A 16,033-nucleotide genomic window follows, 5' to 3' on the forward strand; every position below is an offset into this window, starting at 1 on the left:
CCCCTTTCAATCAATAATAAACAATTGATACTCTTGACAGTCAGTATCATATAACGTGGCACCAACGGATAGTAACCACGTTCGGATTAAGTGATTCTCTCTATGTACATAATTAAATAATCGCCCGTACTCTGCTTTCCACCTTTCCAATATCTGTTTAGAACGGCGGACAAACTCCCTTTTTATCGGTAACGATGTTGCCATTACAGTAGAACCCATAAACCATATGCAATACATATCCTCATACATAGGCTTTTCTGAAATCCCGAGAACTCCTATCATCGCCCCATCATCGCCATAGGCACAGTAATTTTTGTATCCTTTGTGTTGGATTGCCTCTTTTAATGTATCTATGCCATCCCATTTGCCCTTCTCTCTTAATTCCAATAGATCCATAGCTCGCAAATGATGAGATAACCACTCTATATCCTTATTATGATAGCTAGGGTTATAGGCCACGATTGATGTTTTCATGCTTACCACCACCATAACTTAGATTTCTAATAATCGCTTTTAGATTAAATGGATACGGATCGCTATGCCTAATGCAAAGATAACACTGTTCATTAAACCCATCACTCCCTTGCGGGAACGTAATTGCATAATCACCCGTATATAACCCGTCCTCGTCTATCAATTCAATGTCATCCATCATGTCAAAGTTGTGGCCACACTGCCCACCTTTAGAATTAACTAGTCGAAGGATAGCTCCATTCAATCGCATGAATCGTCCTTGAATGGTCCCATCATGTAACTGCATTTCAAAAGCAGGTTGCTTAATCTTAAATTCATAATCAAGCCCTACCAAAATATCTTTACCTGCCGTCATTAATCGGACAATGCCATCAGCTGGCACGGTCTGTTTAGGATGCACAACGCCATCCACAACAATCGTTACTCGCTTACCGATTAAATGATTTACATCGATACTGGATACATTCTCTTTATGTACTTTGTGTACAAATGAATCAAGAAATACATTATCATCGACTGCATACGTTGTTAGTGCCTCTATTTTTTCAATATATCGTTTTGTTTCACCATCGACGATGCGTTCCGCTACAACGTATAACGTATCATTTTCTTTCTCTGTCACCACTTCACACTCGATGTATTTACCGTCCGTAACATAATGAGACCATCCATTAACTCTTTCTTCCGCAATATAGGTCATACATCGAATAACGCCATCATCGCCCACATAGCAAATAATACTATCAGGGTTCTGCATATAGGTACTCTTGCTGATGACTACATTCCGCAGGTTGTCCTTGGATAAAATGGATAAATCATTCCCTGAATACCCATCTCTCGTGTAATCATATGCCATATCACGTACGTTATTCCCTCTGTTTGTCACAAATACGCACCGATTGCCAATATACTGTGGTTGTGTTGTCGACGTGCCAAATTGTGTTTGTATCCGTACCGACACTGTGCTAGGTGTTACCGTATTACTACCGCTAATAATCCATTCATTACCATCAGTAAGAATAATCAAATCCGTTGCTGGCACTAAATGATGAATGCTAAACAATTTACGATTGATAATGCTAAGTGTAATCGCACTGTCATCCGTCAATGTACCCGACGCTTTTTCAATGCCAAAGTTCGGATAGTCCCCTGTTCGACTCATCCATATTTTATTTGGATATCGTTTCGTATTGGCAAATATCAACCTATCTTGAAAGAACGCCGACATCTTAGGGTATCCCTGCGACTCACCAAATGACCCAATCTGCCATAAATGCGTTTTCGTGTCTTTCGCTGGTTTTAAAATATACTCTATCTCCGCCTCTCTCGGAGAAATATATTTTTTAATGCGGACAATCCCAAAAGCTGTATGGGCATGAATTTTATATTCAAACGTATTGTTACCACTCGGTATATTCGTAATCACTCGACTTGTGGTATACGTGTTAGTAAACGTGCCGCTATCTACGACGTTTGTATCATCTTTAGATTTATAGATGCGGTAATCTAACCACGTCTTTCCGCTATCCTCTGATGTTTGTATCGTGACCGTACCCGTCCACGTGCCATGTGTCGTTATCGACCACGATAATTTTCCCTCTTCAATTTCATAATCAGGTACTGTACTCGTGGCTGAAGCGCCGCCATTCATTATGTCTAAATTTTCGCAACCAGGATAAGTAAAATCGGTACGTACACATTGTGTTATTAATCTGCTATTAAATTGACCACTCTCGTTGTAATTTTGCATCGGCATCTTATGGAACACTTTGATTTGATTGCCTACCATGCCCTCATGGAATAGGTCTACAGTCGCATAGATTTTACCGTCATCCACTCTAACCTTAGCGTCTGTATCAGCATTAATATCTTCAAACGGCATCGGATTCAACACATATTCTCCTATCGTCCAATGCGCATCATCGATACGCCGTAACGCCTGTACTGGTTTGTTACCACTGCAAATAAATAGTACATCCGCTGATTGATTAAAGTTAAGCTGTGGAATATCCGCCTCGTCAAAGACCGTTTCTATCTCCACTATCATAGTGCCCGACTTATAGACGCGTAGGTATTTCACACCAAATTCCAGCAAAAACGATATATCCCCTACCGTAGTAAATTCTTCTAACCGTACAGGTTTATTATTATACTTTACCGCCCCTATATATTGTGACCCTTGCCGTTTACACACCGCACCAAAAGGGCGAATGACCGCATTTTGAGCTAACAACAACGCGGATTTATATTGTTCAATATCAACACGGCTATTCACTTCATCTGAAATTTCTCCACTCGTAAAAGCTGGTTGAATTGTATATAAAGGAGTTAATGCCATTATTCGCCACCTCGTACTTGTGCATATAAACTAGGATACGTAATGCGTGACTTACGTTCTTTTGCCGTCAATGATTTAGCCTCTTCTAAGGCTGCCTGATACATCTTATAGTTACGGTCCGCTGTTGCTTCATTTCCTAATAACGGGACTGCCAAGTTAGACGCTAATTTTCTAGTAAACGCTTCTAAAAACAAGCTATCAAAAATATTGCAATCAGTAACATCATAAATGTAATCAATATAGGCTAACATAACATTAGAAGCTATCACCTTCGTATTATTATCAATGTTAAATACCTCGAACTCTTTTTGACGGAACGCATCAAACCCGTTGTGATGATCAAGAATCGCCAACATCTTTAAGCATTTTTCAGGGTATAAATAGATATACTGGTACCCATTCACATTTGCATTGAGTAACGTTAGCTTTTCATGACGTCGAGCAAATGACCATTCATATTGTCTAAGTAATAATTTACGAGTGTTATCATAGTGTAATCTACATTGACGAGCGGATTCATTATTTGCCTCAAGCGTTGTAATCATCCCTTGGCCAATATACGATAAGGCCGTATTACAAATATCTGTATGTGTCATCGTGTACCTCTCATCTTGCCATTAAAATAAGGGGCGGTACTACCACCCCTTACTATGTTATTCACCTCCAACGTCCCCATCATTTTCTTCTTGATGCGGTTCTTGATCTACAGGTGCAAACAATACGTCAAAGTATTCAGAATCACACGCTTTCTTTTGCCTGTCCGTAATCGTTACAGTTTCACCTTGTTTTACATAGCCTCCTGCAACTCCATAGGAATCGCATAACGCAATATATTTCATATGTTGCCTCCTAACGTACAATGCGAACATCCATAGCTACTGCAACAGTACATACACCACTGGTAGCATTAGTAATCTTAGCTTGTAGGTATTTCTTAGTACCGAACGGAATACGAGCAGCAAAATTAGATCCCGTTTCTGCTGCAAGCGTATACGTTCCTAAGGTTGTAGGAGATGACATATCCGCCTTATCGGATGTAATCAATGTCACTGTCGCAGCTCCTGATAGCACTTTTGTGACATTCCCTACAATAAAACATTGTTCATACGCATCACCGCCAACGGCTACGATATCACCAGTAGTGCCTTTTACTAAATCAGCTTTATAAAAAAATGCATTCTCTTTATCTAAAATCATAGTATGTCTCCTTTACAATACTCTCCCACTCCCCATATAGGGAGTGGTGTATACATGATATGTTGTGATTATTTAACTTGTGCCTCTGTATTAATAAGAGCATCTACACGACGTACAGGAATACCATCAAATTCAGTAGTAATTTTGCCACCTTCGTTACCTTCAGTGATTTGGTATTTATGTGCTTCATTCTTTTGCTTACGTAAGAAAGTACGGACATTACGATTCATATACCAGCAAGCACGGCCTGCATTTAAGTTTGGAATAAGTTCTTCAGCAGACGTCATAAGATCAATAAGGTCAGCGCCTGCCGAAGCGTCTTTTGTCAATGCAGTTACGTCGATATTAGCAATACGAACAACATAACGCCAATCACGAACGGTAAGTCCTAAGTCCCATTTGTAGTGTGTTCTATATCCTTCATAATTACCGCCGTTAGCATCTTGAATGGTTACTTGCCCTTTATCTTCATGTTTTAATCCTGCTGTAGAGCCTTTCGGGAAAATACCATGTACTGTATTATTTCCCCACACAACCAGATAGATAGATGTAAGATTCTTAGTACCTTTTGCGTCTAGTACATTCTTAGCAGTTTCCGCTTTCTTAACATCTAACGTATTATATCGTGGCGCTAACCCTACAAACTTTTCAGGGTCGATAGAGGTATCACCGTAAAATAAAGTCTTAGCCATTTCTTGATTCATGGCTTCCAAGAATGCCATGTCTTCTGACAAGCGGAATGTATTCGTATTTCCATTTAGGTCAGCTAACGCTTTATCCACTTCTGCGTACGCTTCTAACATGCCACACGTATCCGTAATTTGTGCAGTTTTTGATTTAGAAGGCTGCACACCATAGTTAAGTAAACGCCAAGTCGCTTGTGGTAAACCAGTCCGTACAGTTGTTTTATTCCCTGTTGGTAAGTTCCCTTCTTTAACTACCATATCTGATAAGATTTCATTATTTTCTGTGAGCAACTCCGCAATAGCACCGATTTTTAAGTCCTCTGTACGAGAGGCCACATCTAAAAGTGTAGGTCGTTGTTCTGCAATAATTCCCATAATTTTTGTCTCCTTTGTTATTTACTACCACCATAAAGAATGTCGGCGGCCGTTTGTGCACCGCCAATGCCATTCGCGTGATGCCCTCTATCTTCGGATACTAACTGTCCGATTTTGGCAAAAATGCGAACGACTTCAACTCGGTTCCCCAAGCCATTTTCATTTAATACCTCGCGAATATTTGGAACAACGCGTTCAAGATATTCAACGGCAGTGCCACACTGGCTTAATGTATCATCAAATGATGCCCCCAATTCTTTCCGTGTGTGCTCTGCCCACTCTTGCGATTGTCTAACTGCCTGTTCTTGTTGATACGCTACCGCCTGTTGTGCAATCTGTTGCGCATATTCAACGCCGTATTTCGCAATAGCCGTCGCTTGTTCCTGTGTCGCTTTTACAGACTTTAACACAGTAGAAAAACTGGCAGCCGTTTCAGCATCTAATTGATCACCTACTGCATCAGAAAAATCATACTGTTCAGGTACTACTGGTGCTGTTGTATCACTAGAAGCCTCTGGATTTTCTTCATGTCCACCTTGCGTGTTTGTCTGTTGTGCTTCGTCTTGTGCGGGTTCAGTGCTATGTTGACCGCCTAATAAAGTATCATCTGCCATTATTCTTCCTCCTTCTTTCGATTAATTAATGTAATCCATTCAATCTGTTGATTTGCATATTCAAGTTCCGCTTGCTGTTTCAACCGTAATCCTTCCATACCTAAGCTTTCAATTTGTTGCAATACATAAATACCAATTGCGCGCTTACCTTCTCGATAAAATGTTTCGCTATTCCCAGTAAACGACTTAGCATGAATACCTGTTGCATCTAACAAGCGAGTAATGAACCACCGCCCCGTCTCTGTACCCAACATAGAGCGGATTGCTTGTTCGTCCTTTTCTCGTTGCTTATGTCGCATTAACGCATTGTACTGTCTCTGTTCATCCGTTATATTTGCTTTCATCACATACCTAACCATTCTCGTAACGCAGGATTGCCATCATTTGCCGCCTCTGTGGCCACCTTAGCCGCCTGTGCCATCTGCGGTGCCGCCTGTGCCATTTGCATAGCCTGTTGTTGCTCCTGCTGTTGTTGCATTGCCTGTTGTTGTGCTTGCAGCACTTGTTGGAACTCTTCGTCAGACTTTAACATTGGTGCTGGAGCTCCTAAGCTATTCGCATAAATATTGACCGCTTGTACTAGATCTAACTTACCCAAGATGGATTGGTCAAACTGTGCCGCATTGGCAACAAACCCTAATAACTGTTCAATGTTTGTTAAGCTACTCATTTTTTGCGCCTGTGCTAATGGACTAATATATTCGATTTTCACGTCTGCATCCGCTAATTCTTCTGCTAACTCATCAGGCAATTCAGGGAATACCCCCGCTCTATCCAATATATTATAGGTACGTTCAATAATCGGGTTTAACCATTCCGACAACAGCCGTTCAACAACAGGGCCTAATTGTTGTAATTTTTCTTGTGACCGTTCCATCACTTCTCGTGCCGTCATACGTCCACTGTCAATCTGGTCAATCATCAAAAACAAATCAGCAGAATAAAACCGCTTGATACGATCCTCTGTTTCTTTAATTTTGTTCATCAATGACGCCGTGTCTAACCGCACATCAAATAAAGGTTTAACCATCTCACCTGTGTCACTTTCCGTAATACCACCAGGAAACAAATTGACTTGCCCCATGATGCCGCTCGGAGCCTGCATAGGTGGCTTAACACCTAATTCAATGGCCATCAAATGGTCATATTCAAGTTTTTGAAGCATACGTGCGTCATCCAGTGCAAACCACGCTGCCCCTTTTCCGTACGCCTCATGACCTACAACAGTGTAACGCGCAACAGGGACTGGGAACTCCTCAAATCCACCATCATATAATGCGCTATTCGTTTCTTGACCCTCTACCCAATACACGGAACGATACGGCATGTTGGAACGACCAATCTCGCCCAACGTCCGCTTACTATTCGGTTCAACTAGCCAGTTCACAACAAATGTTTTGCTGTAACTACTGTTCGATGTAAACGCAGTCACTACAGATTGTGGACACTGTTCCATTCCAAACTGTTCTACAATCTGTGAGGCAGTCATTCTAAACCGCCTAGCAAACGTGTTGATTTCCCCATTAGCACCCGCTTCCATGGCATAAGTACCAATTGTATATGGTACGTATCGCACACCGTACTTTGGATCCGTAAAAATACCCATAGGAGCTTGTCCAAATGGAAGTTCCGTATAGCAGCTAAACGCTGTCGTGTAAAAGTTAGATTTAGCTAGCACAGCCTGTAAGATTTGTTGCCGTTCATCGAGTATCTTTGCTACATCACTATTAGAAGCCATCTGGGCGTTATCTAGTGATAGCTTAAACCATTGACGGCTAGGTGGCGTTAGTCCACTCATAACACCTGCAGCAAATATCTGACACGCTTCCCATGTAGTTGAATTGTATATCTTTCCCGTTTTATTCTTAGATAGATCTTCCTCGTCATCAAACAAACCGATATGTGGCAACTCATACTGTTTAATATCTTTCCACGTCTTTTCGTATTTGTTTCGTTTCTGCATAAGCGAGCTAAACCGTTGCCGTAACTTTACATACGAATGAGCAACAAGCGTTTCCTTGTTTTGATTCGCTTTTGACTTTCCTAATAATGTACTAGCCATAACCTGTTACCCCAATGTGCGTTTAGTATCTTGCCCTACACCGCCAAGAATTGTATTAGAAATTGTGGATTCAAAACCTCGTTTCTTTTTCTTTTGACCTACTGCCATAGTATCCCCTGTTTGCCCACTGTCCGCCGTTGCTGTAGGCGTAGGGTCAGGAATCTTTATGGCACCAGGATCTGGACGACCTCCACCAAATAAACCTCTACTCATCTTGCACACTCCTTTCTCTTGATCATACTAAAAAGGCTGATAGTCCGTATTGGCTACCAGCTTCCTATTACTTGTGGCACTTACTCCATTGTGCTTGCGCACAGGCGTTGCGAATGTAAGTGCCGCTGCATCCGCTAAATCGGGAGAACGACCGCAACGCTCTTTCATTTTATCCTTTGATTCTAGCAAAATTCTTCCTTTTGCATCATATCCATATTCGGGCATAGCAAGTTCAGCACATAGCTCCTCATCATCAGGCAACGAACCGCCATCTCTAAGCCATTGCGCCATCGTATCCCACATCTCCGCTCGCCGATTCGTATATTTGTTATCTTTTAACGCCTTGCCACCGAATGGTATTTCCGATACGCGATACCCAAGTTGTCGCAATCTATCGATGACCCCTTCACCGCGTCCTGCATCGATAAAGACCGCATCAGGCTTATGATGGTCAATTTCACGCGCAATAATATCCGCCAAACGCATATTATCGACACCGCTAAACACTGATGGTTTATGCATGGCCAATCCTTGTCGTCTTACAATGACTGACCTATCACTACCAAATCGAGCTACATCGACACCCAATATAACGGGTGCGTGTAACATATCATTAGGTTTAACCACTGTGCTTTTAGCATCACTAATACTATCAATCGGTATCAGTACGTTAAACGCTGAAGCGGTAAAGTCGCAATACAACTCTTGCCGTATAGCATCCTCACTCATTGAAGCTTTCATATCGGCGATTTCATCATCGGGAATTAGCTTAGATTCGGATACGGTATACTTGCACGTGTACCAACTGGTATCGCTTATGCCTCGTTGATACATCTCATAAAATGCGTTTTGTCCCTTCGGTGTGCCGATAAATACCGCCCATCCATTACGATCTGATAATGACGGCCGTAATACTTCGTTCCACACTTCTGGCTTAAACTGTGCATATTCATCAAGTACAACTCCATCCCAATAGGCACCACGCAAACTATCTGGATTATCTGCCCCTTTTACATATATCCTTGCTCCTTGCCGATTCGTGTGCAATGTAGGCAATTCTACATATAATTCTGATTCGTTCACCATGCGATCAGGAATCACCGACGTGTAGTATTTTAGATATGCCCAAGCTATTTGTTTTGCCTGCACGCGGAACGGTGCAATATACGCATATTGCGGACTAGGTAGTCTACACATTAACGCCATCTTGATAAGATGGTTGACACTCCCGACCGTCTTTCCAAATCGTCGATGCGCAACAATCACTGAGAAGCGGTGCGTTTCAATCCCTTTATGTATTTCATGCTTCCAAATCGAGCGGGGCTTGTACGGAATTATCACAGTTTGATTACTCATCTTCCCATTTGAAAGCAATGTTAATTGCTCCTCCATCTTTACCAGTGACCTCTTGTCTCATTTTAGGTTTAAATGCGTCATCCGTCTTTTCCAAATACCATTTCGACACATCCAAATCCCCCTCATCAATCGCTTTGGCCACATTCACTTTAGCTCTAAATTTAGTTCGATGTTTCCAATGCTCAATCTTCTCGCATAACTCATCATTACCAGCCTTATATCTGTATAACGTAGCAGCGTTAATATCAGCATAATCACAAGCTTGCTCATTTGTCGCACCCACTGTAAATGCGTATTCTAATTTTTCAAGAACCGCTGCATCAATTTTTGGCGGTCGTCCTACCCGTTTTTTCGTCGTTTTTTTAGGCGGCCCTTTGGCCCTTGCTTTCGTTTTTTTCGTCTCCATAATCTCACATCCTTATCTTTCCTCACACATCTGTCAACTGTATTCACCGTATTTTATTCTTCTTTCGCATAGATATATTTGTTTTTATCATCAATATACTATATATTGTTATGATATCTTTTAAAAAACTACATCTTGTATGGAATGTTTATTTTATTTTTTATCTAAATTAAAAGCAACCTTATTTACAGTCCTACAATTGTTTTTTTTATAGTATAGTGATATGATGTTAGTGAGATGTTTAGACGTATAAAGAATGCTTTGAGTTACTAGCTACAACTCATTTTATTTCAAAACAAGTTTACTTGTTCCGTCTAATAAAAAAGGCCCTGATTTCAGGGCCTTTTTTATTTACATCTCAATGCTGGTTTAATTAATAAATAATGGTTATAATATAAACAGTGCGGGCCCGCCATAAATCTCATCAGAAATTTATGAAAGGAAAAGCTACTATGTCGAAAACATCTCAAAACGGGTCTAAACGTGGCACAAAGAAATTTGTTTCATATGTAACAGACCCTAAAACTGGTAAGCGTCGTTATGCTCGTGATTACGGCAAACGCGCCTTTGTTATTTACGTTTAGTATATAACGTACCATTAATTTTCATCCTATTGCGATCGCACTACCTTATAGGAGTAGCTAACCTATAACAAAAAGTCCTTGCCGAAGCAGGGGCTTTTTGCTTTTGTACTCTAGGTATTCACTGTTTCACGATATATTTATCTGCTTTAAAAAACTAACTGCACAGCCTTCATGGTAAAACGCACAAATGAGGTGTCGCGAACCTCATGTAAAAAGAGACCTTTCATAGGTCTCTTTTTTTTACTTTCCAACTTTTCACACATACACTATATCACAGACCCATACTCTCATTCTCTCTCATCTTTATAATTTTTAGATTGATACGCTTGCAACGCTTTGCCATGGATTCTATATACATGCTGTATAGAGTATCCCATATCATCCGCCACTTGTTCCCAATTCTTCTGTAGCACGTAATATTCAATCAGTACAGCTCGCAACACATAACTATCAATGTTAGCTATTTTTTGTCGTATTTCAGTACGCAAATTAATTAGCTGGTCCCATTCTCTGTTTGCTTTATCAAGCAGTTCAGTCAAGATTGCAATCTTGTCTGCTATGTCTTGATGAGAGCCGCCCGACACTCGTTCTGCACTGTAATCAACTGCGTGTACAGAATAAATATCTGCTCTGCATCGTGCGATTTCTAGTTCTGTGCTGCGTAAAGCTTTATCTATTTGCCTGATCTGTATTAGCTCTTCTTTTGCTGTCACTGAAACACCTCCATTACATAATTTTATGCGGACATTCACCGCCTTCGCATTAGCTCCCTCTTAAACCATTCTGCCTTTTCGATGTCTTCTACAATTTTCTGCGGATTCTTCAATCCTGCTCTCATTCTGTATTTAATTAAGTTACCTTTGCACCAGCCATTGTATTCTTCTTCTGTCAACAACATACGAACGATTTCTTTTGCTTCTAACCCGTCCCACACTTCATAATGCTTCGGATGATTGACTACATCAACCGCCATGTTTTCATCTGCAGCAACGTTTCCATTTTCTTCTGTACAATTTATCTTCAAATCGTTTTCATCGTCCTTCTTGCCAGCAAATTTTGATTTTTTAGACTGATATTGTTCTCGTTTTATTCTTCTGTTTCCCTCTTCATAGCATTCTTGCGAACAATATTTCTTGTTATATAGCTTCGTAGTAAACGTATTTCCACAAATCGGACAACATCTTACATATCCTTTTTTCTCTGATTTAGCAGTTTCTAACTGCTTTTCATATGCATCTTTACAAGAATCACAATACATATAATTTCCCGTCGATGTAGTAAATTTCTTACCGCACCGTTGACATTTCTTATCCATAGTTATTCCTCCTTATATTTATCGATACGGGCTTTCAGAGAAGATAATAAATAACTTTGTGCTTCTTCTTTTAAGCTTATTGCCTTTAGTAAATCCTCATCCCTCGTACCTTCGCATATTAAATGATGAATAATTACCTTTTCTTTCTGCCCCTGCCTGTGCAGTCGTTTATTCGCTTGTTGATACAATTCCAAGGACCAATTAAGCCCAAACCAGATAACGTGATTTCCGCCATCCTGTAAGTTAAGTCCATAAGCAGCAGAGGCAGGATGGGCTAATAGAATATCAATCTTTCCATCATTCCACGCCATTTCTTCTTTGGCACCCGTTAACTTTTCAACTCGTAGCTTCGTATTAGCTAGGGCTTTTTCTAATCGATATAGGTCATGCTGAAAGTTATAAAATACTAATGCATGTTTCCCATTTAGCTGTTCAACCAACTCCATGAAAGCTTCTATCTTACAATTATGAATTTCATGTACATGCCTATCCTCATCATAAACTGCCCCATTAGCTAACTGTTGTAACTTATTCGACAAAGCCGCTGCACTAGCAGCATCAATATATTCTGCATTCTCCACTTCAAGAACCATAGTACGTTCTAGCTCTCGATACGCCTTTTCAGCTTTACTCTCTAGTACAATAGGGATTTCATCAATAACCACATCGGGTAATTCCAAATAATCCTCCGACTTCATAGAAATACAAATATCAGATATCGCATTACTAATAGCTTGGCTAGCACCTTTTTTAAGATCATAGGAATAAATCACATGTCCATCTGTCTTACCTGGATTGAAATATCTATCACGAAATGCATAATAACTTCTTCCCAATCGTGCGCCTTGATCTAACAAATATACTTGTGCCCATAAATCGCCTAACCCATTTGGTGAAGGTGTGCCCGTCAACCCTATCATGCGTTTAATATGTGGTCTAATCGCTTTTAAGGATTTGAATCGTTTAGCACTATGACTTTTAAAACTACTCATCTCATCAATAACTACCATGTCAAACGGCCAAGCGTTCTTGTAGTAATCGACTAACCAACTTACATTTTCACGATTAATGATATAGATGTCAGCGGGCGTGCACAATGCCTTAATTCTCTTTTGTAGTCCCCCTAGCACGCTAGAAACTCGTAAATGGGATATTCCGTCCCATTTTTCTATCTCTCGTTGCCAGGTAGCCTCCGCCACTTTCTTAGGTGCTATCACGAGAACCTTACCGACGATAAACCGCCCATACTTTAATTCATTGATAGCATGTAATGTGATTGCTGTCTTACCTAACCCCATATCTAGGAAAAGGCCCAACGCTGGCGTATCCAAGATACGATGTAGACAGTAATCTTGGTATTTATGGGGTATGAATTTCATTCGCTATCTCCTTCAAATACCGATCGACTTCCTCCGCACCGTATAATACGGATACATGTTGATCTAATTTAGCAAGCCGTTCTATTTGTACTATCTGACTTTTAGACAGTCTTCCTCTCTCCGTTTTAAGTTCTACAAACTCAACATGGCCACCTGGAAGAACGACCACCCTGTCTGGCACACCTATGTTTCCAGGTGACACCCATTTATACGCTCGACCGCCCAAGGCTTTTACCCCTTTTACTAAACGAGCCTCGATCTGTTTCTCTAACACGAAATGATCCACAACTCCTTTCTAAAAGTTATCCACAGGCCAATTATATGGATGCAACATTTTCTATACTATCTATATAGAGATATTAGAATTAGGTGCATTAGGTAGAGTATATATCGCCTAATTACCTATTTCTATATCTACTATAAGAAAGAATGTAGAGAATGTTGACAACTACTATAAAGCCTTATGATTACTGTATTTATACGTCAACATTCTTGTCAGCATTCGTGGTATTTGTCAACATTCTCAATTATATTTTTATTTGAGAATGTTGACAAATTTATAAATGTTGACACCTATTTTTCAGACTTATCCACAGGTTTAACTTTCATCATAAACCCTCTTTGTCTACCGTAAGGTCCAAATCTACCTGTCGTAATCCTCTCTAAACTATCCATGTTTGCCAAGATTTGGTTGATCTCCCTAGCATCTGATTTTTTCATGTAGTTCGGATGACCGCCAAAGCACTCTACCCATACCTCAATAGCACACACCCTATCACGAGGTACGAGCTCTGCGTTATTAATCCTCATAGTACCCGCCCAAAATTGGCGGCGCATATCGATGGAAAGAGCAGCATAATTACTAGGCACTGGCTTTTCTATAAAATCATATACCATACCTTCTTTGATAGACGCTTCGCGGTGTGCTTCTTGGGCGCTCTCTGCTAACACTTTCAATTCGTCGGTTTCCATATATAACGCTTCGCCTATGTAGTAGTATTGAAGAGCCTCTGCCCACAACTGGTCAACTTCGCCCTCTAAGGTATCCCACACGCTCTTGCAAGGTTGGACCACGCCAACTTCGATTGGCCAAAAACGCCTATTCCCCGTAAGATCACGTAATACCTCATGATCGTTAGACGTGCCCCAGAAAGTACACTTGCGGGGATATCGTGCAGTCCGTCGACCATAGGCTTGGCGGTAGATATCGTCACATTTCGATAAGAACTGCTTAACAACGTTCATCTCCGACTTGGAATAAGACGCCATTTCTGCTAACTCATTAATCCATATTCCCTGAATCATTTCGGCAGCATCCTTACCATCAAAAGACTGTAAGGAATCACTGAACCAGTTAATACCGATTGTTCGTAGAAAGGTCGATTTGCCAAACCCTTGAGGGCCAATCAGAATAGGTACATAGTCCCATTTAGTGCCTGGCTCATAGACACGGGCCACGGCCGCTACAAAAGCCTTTCTAGCGACGGCTCTTGTATAAGGCGTATCTTCTGTTCCTAAATAATCAACTAACACCGTATCCAGCCTAGGCGTATGATCCCAATCAAGGCTATCCAGATAATCTCGTACACGATTGACCTTATTCTGCTGGGCTACTAAGGTGACAGCATTCATAATCTTAGTATCTCCCGTAATGTCGAATTTATCTTCCAGATACCATTTAATACCAGCATCATCGCTATCATCCCACAGACGTTCACTTAGCGTAGGATTCCAAGGCAATGCGCCCATAGCAAGGCCGCGTACAGAAAATTCATCCAGTACAATTTTTCCCGTTAAGACAGGGTCAAAATTAAGAATACGAAGAATGTTATCTATCGTAGGGCGAACCTTACCATTCTCGTTTCGTTTTAGTTCAGCGTGCTTTTGCCAGTCGAGAGACGTCTCCGCTTTCAATTCGATAGCACAATCAGAACGATGCGTGCCGACCATTTCGAACACGTCACTCGCCTTCATACGGTCTTTTTCGAGTTCAATAGCGACAGCCTCGTCACCTCTGGCTAGCTTACACATTTCAAGATAAGACGGAACACGGTTAATAGGCGTACCGTCTTTAACTTCGACATCTAAATCACCGAAACGATGTAAGCGAACAAGGTCAAAGGCGTTCACTAACGTATGACATATGGGGTCTGTAGCGTGGTTAGAGTAAAGGAACAAACCATTATCATATACCACAGCCCCCGCTACCGTTGTGCCCCCCGTATAGGTAAAACGATCGTCTTTATCAGTAGGTTCGTACGCATGAGGAATAAATTTCTCCATCGCCTCTTCAACACGATACATCCTGCAGAAGGCGCCGACTATACCTTTCTTAGTCGTGGGGTCTTCCGCCTTAGCTCGTGCTACCCTAGGCCCGTCTTCGACACCTGGAATAATAGGCCATGCACCAACATCATGCCAATCCTCATAAAGACCTAGAATACCATCCGCCGACACAAACAACCTATCATCGTATTCGAATACATATTGACTATCTTTCGAGCACGACGGCCAATACATAAGCCGAGACGCTTCAAACGTCGTCGCGTCGCACGCTGCCATATCGATAGTCGAGGCGATCTTACGAGCAATAGGCTCATATTCGTCCGCCGATACAGCCCGATCTAATGGGATAACGATACGAAGCCTAGGGCAGTGTTCCGCGTGGGCGCGTGTCGAGTAGATAGCATACGCACACCCAAGCGCTGCCACCTTACGGATAATATCGTTAGTACCACCAGCAGGGATTGTATCGAGATCCAAGGTAATCAGATCACGACTGAGAACCTCCGAGGACTTACGGCGACTACCTTTGAGTGTGCCCCCTACAAAACCACCTACATCCTTTAGCTTAGCCTTTTCAGCTTTCGATAGACGACTATACGCCTCAAAAGTTTCAGTGGTACGAATCGGTGTGCGGAGCCTATCCACGAGTTCCGACCACATGATATCTGACCGTTGCCAGTCAGTGGATAGTCGGCTCTTGCCGATAGATACAGTTAGTAGTCTATCGTTTTGCAATGATAGCCCCCCT

The 16,033-nt window shown here is 41.4% G+C and carries 18 protein-coding genes; 1 reads left to right on the top strand and 17 read right to left on the bottom strand.

What is annotated here, in order from left to right:
• Positions 1–6: 6 nt before the first annotated feature.
• The 12 genes from P6940_RS06235 to P6940_RS06290 form a co-directional block, all read right to left on the bottom strand.
• Complete coding sequence (locus P6940_RS06235) at positions 7–474, bottom strand: hypothetical protein (protein WP_277293509.1); 468 nt, start codon at positions 472–474, stop codon at positions 7–9.
• Positions 449–2,812, bottom strand: coding sequence for a hypothetical protein (locus P6940_RS06240; RefSeq protein WP_277293510.1), 2,364 nt, complete (start codon positions 2,810–2,812; stop codon positions 449–451). The genes P6940_RS06235 and P6940_RS06240 overlap by 26 nt, the downstream gene beginning before the upstream one ends.
• Complete coding sequence (locus P6940_RS06245; protein WP_277293511.1) at positions 2,812–3,408, bottom strand: hypothetical protein; 597 nt, start codon at positions 3,406–3,408, stop codon at positions 2,812–2,814. The genes P6940_RS06240 and P6940_RS06245 overlap by 1 nt, the downstream gene beginning before the upstream one ends.
• Before the next feature lie 57 nt (positions 3,409–3,465).
• Entirely contained in the window at positions 3,466–3,651 is a 186-nt protein-coding gene (locus tag P6940_RS06250; RefSeq protein ID WP_277293512.1) for a hypothetical protein, read from the bottom strand.
• A gap of 10 nt (positions 3,652–3,661) precedes the next feature.
• Positions 3,662–4,009 carry a hypothetical protein gene (locus P6940_RS06255; RefSeq protein ID WP_277293513.1) on the bottom strand — a complete coding sequence of 116 codons (348 nt, stop codon included), beginning with the start codon at positions 4,007–4,009 and terminating at the stop codon, positions 3,662–3,664.
• 68 nt (positions 4,010–4,077) lie between these two features.
• A complete protein-coding gene (locus P6940_RS06260) occupies positions 4,078–5,070 on the bottom strand; it encodes a major capsid protein (protein WP_277293514.1) in 993 nt (330 codons plus the stop codon).
• A 17-nt stretch (positions 5,071–5,087) separates the two neighbouring features.
• Complete coding sequence (locus P6940_RS06265; RefSeq protein WP_277293515.1) at positions 5,088–5,684, bottom strand: hypothetical protein; 597 nt, start codon at positions 5,682–5,684, stop codon at positions 5,088–5,090.
• Positions 5,684–6,031: a hypothetical protein gene (locus P6940_RS06270; protein WP_277293516.1), complete on the bottom strand. Its 348-nt coding sequence runs from the start codon at positions 6,029–6,031 to the stop codon at positions 5,684–5,686. Before P6940_RS06270 ends, P6940_RS06265 begins: the two co-directional genes overlap by 1 nt.
• Positions 6,028–7,746, bottom strand: coding sequence for a portal protein (locus P6940_RS06275; RefSeq protein WP_277293517.1), 1,719 nt, complete (start codon positions 7,744–7,746; stop codon positions 6,028–6,030). The genes P6940_RS06270 and P6940_RS06275 overlap by 4 nt, the downstream gene beginning before the upstream one ends.
• Positions 7,747–7,752: 6 nt before the next feature.
• A complete protein-coding gene (locus tag P6940_RS06280; RefSeq protein ID WP_038152929.1) occupies positions 7,753–7,959 on the bottom strand; it encodes a hypothetical protein in 207 nt (68 codons plus the stop codon).
• A 27-nt stretch (positions 7,960–7,986) separates the two neighbouring features.
• Positions 7,987–9,315: a terminase large subunit domain-containing protein gene (locus P6940_RS06285; protein ID WP_277293518.1), complete on the bottom strand. Its 1,329-nt coding sequence runs from the start codon at positions 9,313–9,315 to the stop codon at positions 7,987–7,989.
• A complete protein-coding gene (locus tag P6940_RS06290; RefSeq protein ID WP_277293519.1) occupies positions 9,308–9,721 on the bottom strand; it encodes a hypothetical protein in 414 nt (137 codons plus the stop codon). Before P6940_RS06290 ends, P6940_RS06285 begins: the two co-directional genes overlap by 8 nt.
• 434 nt (positions 9,722–10,155) lie before the next feature.
• Between P6940_RS06290 and P6940_RS06295 the strand changes: the two genes are divergently transcribed.
• Positions 10,156–10,305: a hypothetical protein gene (locus tag P6940_RS06295; RefSeq protein ID WP_277293520.1), complete on the top strand. Its 150-nt coding sequence runs from the start codon at positions 10,156–10,158 to the stop codon at positions 10,303–10,305.
• Positions 10,306–10,592: 287 nt separating this feature from the next.
• Here the strand turns inward: P6940_RS06295 and P6940_RS06300 are convergent, their stop codons facing one another.
• From P6940_RS06300 to P6940_RS06320, 5 genes are all read right to left on the bottom strand, one after another.
• Positions 10,593–11,057, bottom strand: a complete 465-nt coding sequence (locus P6940_RS06300; protein WP_081936463.1) for a DUF1492 domain-containing protein — start codon at positions 11,055–11,057, stop codon at positions 10,593–10,595.
• Positions 11,054–11,620, bottom strand: a complete 567-nt coding sequence (locus P6940_RS06305) for a DUF3310 domain-containing protein (protein WP_277293521.1) — start codon at positions 11,618–11,620, stop codon at positions 11,054–11,056. The genes P6940_RS06300 and P6940_RS06305 overlap by 4 nt, the downstream gene beginning before the upstream one ends.
• Before the next feature lie 2 nt (positions 11,621–11,622).
• Positions 11,623–12,999, bottom strand: coding sequence for a DEAD/DEAH box helicase (locus tag P6940_RS06310; RefSeq protein WP_277293522.1), 1,377 nt, complete (start codon positions 12,997–12,999; stop codon positions 11,623–11,625).
• On the bottom strand, positions 12,980–13,273 hold the full coding sequence (locus tag P6940_RS06315) for a VRR-NUC domain-containing protein (protein ID WP_038152933.1): 294 nt from the start codon (positions 13,271–13,273) through the stop codon (positions 12,980–12,982). Before P6940_RS06315 ends, P6940_RS06310 begins: the two co-directional genes overlap by 20 nt.
• Positions 13,274–13,572: 299 nt before the next feature.
• On the bottom strand, positions 13,573–16,020 hold the full coding sequence (locus P6940_RS06320; RefSeq protein WP_277293523.1) for a virulence-associated E family protein: 2,448 nt from the start codon (positions 16,018–16,020) through the stop codon (positions 13,573–13,575).
• Positions 16,021–16,033 lie beyond the last annotated feature (13 nt).

The sequence above is a fragment of the Veillonella montpellierensis genome (assembly GCF_947090115.1).
Taxonomy (GTDB): Bacteria; Bacillota; Negativicutes; order Veillonellales; family Veillonellaceae; genus Veillonella; species Veillonella montpellierensis.

Bases quoted from the DNA above. Each gene is read 5' to 3' on its own strand.
- P6940_RS06280 (WP_038152929.1), bottom strand. From the start codon at position 7,959: ATGAGTAGAGGTTTATTTGGTGGAGGTCGTCCAGATCCTGGTGCCATA.
- P6940_RS06310 (WP_277293522.1), bottom strand. From the start codon at position 12,999: ATGAAATTCATACCCCATAAATACCAAGATTACTGTCTACATCGTATC.
- P6940_RS06290 (WP_277293519.1), bottom strand. From the start codon at position 9,721: ATGGAGACGAAAAAAACGAAAGCAAGGGCCAAAGGGCCGCCTAAAAAA.
- P6940_RS06295 (WP_277293520.1), top strand. From the start codon at position 10,156: ATGAAAGGAAAAGCTACTATGTCGAAAACATCTCAAAACGGGTCTAAA.
- P6940_RS06305 (WP_277293521.1), bottom strand. From the start codon at position 11,620: ATGGATAAGAAATGTCAACGGTGCGGTAAGAAATTTACTACATCGACG.
- P6940_RS06275 (WP_277293517.1), bottom strand. From the start codon at position 7,746: ATGGCTAGTACATTATTAGGAAAGTCAAAAGCGAATCAAAACAAGGAA.
- P6940_RS06285 (WP_277293518.1), bottom strand. From the start codon at position 9,315: ATGAGTAATCAAACTGTGATAATTCCGTACAAGCCCCGCTCGATTTGG.
- P6940_RS06245 (WP_277293511.1), bottom strand. From the start codon at position 3,408: ATGACACATACAGATATTTGTAATACGGCCTTATCGTATATTGGCCAA.
- P6940_RS06235 (WP_277293509.1), bottom strand. From the start codon at position 474: ATGAAAACATCAATCGTGGCCTATAACCCTAGCTATCATAATAAGGAT.
- P6940_RS06265 (WP_277293515.1), bottom strand. From the start codon at position 5,684: ATGGCAGATGATACTTTATTAGGCGGTCAACATAGCACTGAACCCGCA.
- P6940_RS06250 (WP_277293512.1), bottom strand. From the start codon at position 3,651: ATGAAATATATTGCGTTATGCGATTCCTATGGAGTTGCAGGAGGCTAT.
- P6940_RS06240 (WP_277293510.1), bottom strand. From the start codon at position 2,812: ATGGCATTAACTCCTTTATATACAATTCAACCAGCTTTTACGAGTGGA.
- P6940_RS06255 (WP_277293513.1), bottom strand. From the start codon at position 4,009: ATGATTTTAGATAAAGAGAATGCATTTTTTTATAAAGCTGATTTAGTA.
- P6940_RS06260 (WP_277293514.1), bottom strand. From the start codon at position 5,070: ATGGGAATTATTGCAGAACAACGACCTACACTTTTAGATGTGGCCTCT.